At 38.0% G+C, this 5,415-nt stretch carries 6 protein-coding genes; 2 read left to right on the forward strand and 4 right to left on the reverse strand.

Annotation, left to right across the window (positions count from 1 at the left end; translation table 11 throughout):
- Positions 1–87 precede the first annotated feature (87 nt).
- A complete protein-coding gene (locus V7083_RS09680; RefSeq protein WP_335477318.1) occupies positions 88–297 on the forward strand; it encodes a DNA-dependent RNA polymerase subunit epsilon in 210 nt (69 codons plus the stop codon).
- A gap of 6 nt (positions 298–303) precedes the next feature.
- A complete protein-coding gene (rnjA, locus tag V7083_RS09685; protein WP_335477319.1) occupies positions 304–1,971 on the forward strand; it encodes a ribonuclease J1 in 1,668 nt (555 codons plus the stop codon).
- Positions 1,972–2,005: 34 nt separating this feature from the next.
- Here rnjA and V7083_RS09690 read toward each other — a convergent pair whose 3' ends face one another.
- The 4 genes from V7083_RS09690 to V7083_RS09705 form a co-directional block, all read right to left on the reverse strand.
- Entirely contained in the window at positions 2,006–2,665 is a 660-nt protein-coding gene (locus tag V7083_RS09690) for a potassium channel family protein (protein ID WP_335477320.1), read from the reverse strand.
- A gap of 89 nt (positions 2,666–2,754) precedes the next feature.
- A complete protein-coding gene (locus tag V7083_RS09695) occupies positions 2,755–3,645 on the reverse strand; it encodes a DUF4349 domain-containing protein (protein WP_335477321.1) in 891 nt (296 codons plus the stop codon).
- 135 nt (positions 3,646–3,780) lie between these two features.
- Entirely contained in the window at positions 3,781–4,230 is a 450-nt protein-coding gene (locus V7083_RS09700; protein ID WP_335477322.1) for a TlpA disulfide reductase family protein, read from the reverse strand.
- A 21-nt stretch (positions 4,231–4,251) separates the two neighbouring features.
- Positions 4,252–5,382, reverse strand: coding sequence for an N-acetyldiaminopimelate deacetylase (locus tag V7083_RS09705; protein ID WP_335477323.1), 1,131 nt, complete (start codon positions 5,380–5,382; stop codon positions 4,252–4,254).
- Between the last annotated feature and the right edge of the window lie 33 nt (positions 5,383–5,415).

Here is a 5,415-nt window from a genome sequence, read left to right on the forward strand (position 1 = left end):
AAGTTAAAAAAAGAAAATGAATGAAAATGTAGAAAATGTTTTATATAATAAAAAAAGTTATTTATGATGAGTTAGGAGCGAGGTCAAGTGATATTTAAAGTATACTTTCAAGAAAGCATTTCTGAAGTTCCAGTTAGAGAAAACACAAAAACCATATTCATTAAAGGGGAATCTGTCAGAGATGTCCTTTCAAAAATTGCAGAACGCAAATTTAATGTCGAATATGTTCAAGAGGTTAAAGGAGCCCATTTAGAATATGAACAACAAAATGAAGACTATAAAGTATTGGAGATATGATAATTTATGAAATTTGTAAAAAATGACCAAGCCGCCGTTTTTGCCCTTGGAGGTTTAGGGGAAATTGGCAAAAACACATACGGAGTTCAATTCCAGGACGAAATTATCTTAATTGACGCTGGGATTAAATTTCCGGAAGACGAGCTTTTGGGTATTGACTATGTAATTCCCGATTATAGCTATTTAGTAAAAAACATTGAAAAAATAAAGGGATTATTTGTTACCCATGGCCACGAAGATCATATTGGCGGAATTCCCTATCTATTAAGAGAAGTGAATATTCCAATCTATGGCGGTAAGCTTGCACTGGGATTAATAAAAAATAAACTAGAAGAGCACGGACTTTTAAGAAACACAAAATTAATCGAAATTAAAGAAGACGACATTATTAAATTTAGAAAAACCTCTGTCTCGTTCTTCCGTACCACTCATAGTATCCCGGATTCCTATGGAATCGTTGTGAAGACCCCTCCTGGTCAAATCGTCCATACCGGTGACTTTAAGTTTGACTTTACACCTGTTGGTGAACCTGCCAATTTAACAAAAATGGCAGAAATCGGAAAAGAAGGCGTCCTGTGTTTACTATCAGACAGTACTAATAGTGAGATTCCAGAATTCACGATGTCAGAACGCCGCGTCGGTGAAAGCATACAGGACATTTTTCGAAAAGTGGATGGTCGGATTATTTTTGCGACATTTGCATCAAATATCCATCGCCTCCAGCAAGTAACGGAGGCAGCCATAACGAATGGACGTAAAGTTGCAGTATTTGGCCGCAGTATGGAAGCTGCAATTAATATAGGTCTTGATTTAGGATATATAAGAGCGCCGAAAGACACCTTTGTCGATGCTAGTCAAATCAACCGACTTCCAGCAGATAAGGTAACCATTTTATGTACGGGCAGCCAAGGAGAACCTATGGCAGCACTTTCAAGAATTGCCAATGGTACACACAGGCAAATTCAAATTATCCCTGGAGATACGGTTGTATTCTCGTCTTCACCGATCCCTGGTAATACAATCAGTGTCAGCAGAACCATTAATATGCTGTACAAAGCAGGGGCTGAAGTGATCCATGGTAAATTAAGCAACATTCACACCTCTGGACATGGCGGACAAGAAGAGCAAAAACTAATGCTAAGGCTCATTAAACCAAAATTCTTTATGCCAATCCATGGCGAGTACAGAATGCAGAAAATGCATTCAAAGCTTGCTGTAGATTGTGGAGTAGAGGAAGAAAATTGTTTCATCATGGAAAATGGGGAAGTCTTAGCCCTGTCAGACAGTACTGCACAAGTTGCTGGTAAAATCCCTTCAGGTAATGTATATATTGATGGCAGCGGTGTTGGCGACATTGGAAACATCGTTCTAAGGGATCGCAGAATTCTTTCTGAAGAAGGATTAGTGGTCGTAGTGGTAAGCATTAATATGAAAGAATTTAAAATTGCATCCGGTCCTGATCTTATTTCAAGAGGATTTGTCTACATGCGCGAATCAGGGGATTTGATTAATGATGCACAAAATCTTATCACGAAGCACTTAAATAAAATTATGGAGCGAAAAACCAGTCAATGGTCTGAAATTAAGAATGAAATTACCGAAACATTGGCTCCATTCCTTTATGAAAAAACAAAGCGCAGACCTATGATTCTGCCTATTATCATGGAAGTATAAAAAAAAACAGAGAAGCAAATTGCTTCTCTATTTTTTATTCCATTACCTTCTTTTCAAATCGATCGATATCACTGTCTGTCCCGATTACAATTAATACATCCTTGACCAGGATCATTTCTGAAGCTAGCGGGGATACGATAATATCCTCCCCTCTTTTGATCGCTACGATATTTAGCCCATATTTTTTACGGATATCTAAATCCATGATGGTATGTCCACCAATTTTCCCATTCGCAACGATCTCGACGATACTATGTTCTTCAGAAAGCTCCAGATAATCAACCACATTGCTAGATGCCATATTATGAGCAATTCTCCTGCCCATGTCGCGTTCCGGATGAACAACATGGTCTGCCCCAATCTTTCGTAAAACCTTCTCATGATAATCATTCTGTGCCTTGGCCGTTACCCTGCTCACACCAAGTTCCTTGAGAATTAAGGTCGTCAGAATGCTCGATTGGATATCATCTCCAATAGCCACTATAACATGGTCAAAGTTACGAATCCCTAAACTTTTTAATACCGATTCGTCTGTAGTATCTCCTACCGCTGCATGGGAGGCAATCATCGCAAACTCATTGACTCGTTCTTCATTAACATCAATTGCCAATACTTCCATTCCTTCATCTGTTAAGGTACGGCAAATACTACCCCCAAAACGACCGAGACCAATTACTGCAAAACTTTTCTTCACTAACTATTCCCCCAACCATATCATTTCCACTAATATGAATTCCATTTTAGCATTTTTTAATGTCTAAATATATAGAGTTAATTGTATTATTATTCGTGCTGTTTTCGTTTCTTTTTTTTATAATAAAGAATCACCCATACTGCAATAAAGATCAATATCGCCAGGATAGGCAAATTGCCGAAAATAAAAACGACTATATCGGACATTCCGACTAATAACAGGTTGGTACTTTTCATAAATTGTTTTTTCGTCTTATCCCATGTGTTAAGTTGATCATCATCTAGATTTGGCACAACCACTTTGTTTTCGTATAAAGTTATGGTAATGGTCGAAAAGTCCGTTTGATTTTCAAGAAATTTCATTCTTCCTTCAATTGTTTCAATTTCCTCTTGAACGGCTGCCAGATCTGCAGAAATTTTTAATAAATCTTCAGTTTTTGTGGCATTTTTCATAAACGAAAGTAAACGTTCTTCTACTGTTCGTTTTGATTTTAAGCGCGATTCCAGATCGACAAATTCCTCGGTTACATCCTGCCCGGTAATATTCCGTGAAAGTACTTCGGCCGATTGACCTTCTGCATCATGTAAAAAGCTTTGAAAGTTTTTCTGGGGAATTCTGATTGTCATACTGCCTGTTATTTGTTCCTTACCTTCTCTGGCTACAGTTGATTCAGCAATGTATCCGCCGTAAGATTGAGCTTTTTCTTCTAAATTGCTGATCGTCCGATCAAACCTTTTTACCCGTAGGTGTAACTGTGCTTGATAGATCACCTTTTTAGTAGAAAGGTCTATTTTTACGGAGTCTGAATCGTTTTTTGTATTGTCCAATTCTTTTGAATTTAAAGCTATTTTTCCACTGCTCTCACTTTTTGCAGAATCCATAGCGACTTTACTTTCCTCATTTTTTGTTGAACTGCAACCTGTTAAGACCAGTACAAAAATCAATATAGACATTATGATAAAATTTCTCTGTTTCCACATCCTCAATCACCCCTTGAATAAATTCCCATATTTATTTATACGGACGACTATAAGGGTATAAGGTTACAAAAAAGCAGGAAATCTTGATATTAAAAAAACCGCCCGTCAAAGTGTACGGACAGTTTTCATTATTCTTTATGCCTTTTCCATTTCATCGATAACCCGTAATACACGCTTTTCCAGCATTTTCCCACAGCTACCAACTTGATAATGACGAAGCTTCCCATCTTTATCAAAGAGATAGTAAGCTGGTACGTATTGATTTTCAAAAGCAGCAGTTAATCTCCGTTCATTATCAATAAAAATAGGCTGAGTAAGATTATGCTCGTCAGCTACTTGTTTGATTTCTTCCATATTTAAATCCTGCTCTGATCTTGGCATATGAACTGCCACTACCTGTAATCGGTCTTTAAAATTGTCCCGAAACTGATTTATTTGAGGCATGTCTTTTTTACAAAGATGGCAGCTGATGGACCAAAAATGAAAAAGAGTAGGCTTTTCCCCCACTAATTGATCTCTGGTCACCTCACCATTTAGCCATTCAGTAGCACCGGTTAATTCAGGCATAGATTCACGCAATTTCACCCGTTTTTCCCTCCTAAGAACTTAAACACGTTTCCCTTTAATAGACATAAATTTGGTCATGACGGTTATAGCAACATCTATTGATTTTTCATCCGGGGTTAGTTTGGAATGGTGTAATCCAAAAGGAGAATCAACACCTAACCAAAACATAAATCCTGGAATTTCTTTTAGCATATATCCGAAATCCTCACCAGTCATAGCTTCCGTACATTCAATCAGCTCGAAGTCCGTTTCATGTCTAATAAACTCCATGAATTCCTTCGTAATAGGTTCTGAGTTATAGACTTGATGATACATACAACCATAATCAATAATTGTTTCACACTCAAACCCTGTCTCGATGCCTTTAACTAGTGCCTCAATCCGGTGTTTTACCTTAGCCATTGATTCAGGAGATAAGGTTCGTATGGTCCCCTCTAATCTCGCCTTTTCAGCAATAATATTTTGTACTGTTCCTCCGGTAATTTTTCCAATCGTTATAACGGCACTATCAAGGGGATTCACATTCCGGGAAATGACTGTCTGCAATTGATTCACTAATGTACAGGCAGCAATAACCATATCATTGGTCTGATGGGGGTAGGCAGCATGTCCACCTTTTCCTTTTAAATCAATGAATAGCTCGGATGTGTTCGCAAATAACAATCCTTCTTTTATGGCAATTTTACCCACTGGGTATTCCGGAGCAATGTGCAGCGCAAATATTAGATCGGGCATCCAGTCTTGCATTTCTGCCGATCTTAGCATTGGTTCTGCACCACCTGGGCCTTCCTCTGCCGGTTGAAAAATAAACAGTACATCATCATCAATTGGATTCTCAACCAAGTGCGTCAAAATACCCAATGCAATACTCATATGAACATCATGACCACACGCATGCATCCTTGAATCATGTTCAGAGGAGAAAGGCAGTCCGGTTTCTTCGGTTATCGGAAGACCATCAATATCTGTTCTATAGCCAATGATTTGTATGGGATTTAACCCATTTACCTTAACAAGAAGACCCGTTTTCCATTTTTTTATCGAAAGACGATCCTGTGACAATGATTGGATGTACTCTAATAAATAACTCTGTGTCTTAAATTCCTTAAAGCCCAGCTCTGGAATTTGATGAAGGTCACGGCGTATTTTAATAAATGGATTCATCTTGATTTTCTCCTTTATATCAAGGCTCTGTTAAACTTG

The organism is Bacillus sp. JJ1764 (assembly GCF_036962145.1).
Taxonomy (GTDB): domain Bacteria; phylum Bacillota; class Bacilli; order Bacillales; family Cytobacillaceae; genus Neobacillus.

Coding starts and splice junctions, on each gene's coding strand:
- rnjA (WP_335477319.1), top strand. CDS start 304: ATGAAATTTGTAAAAAATGACCAAGCCGCCGTTTTTGCCCTTGGAGGT.
- V7083_RS09695 (WP_335477321.1), bottom strand. CDS start 3,645: ATGTGGAAACAGAGAAATTTTATCATAATGTCTATATTGATTTTTGTA.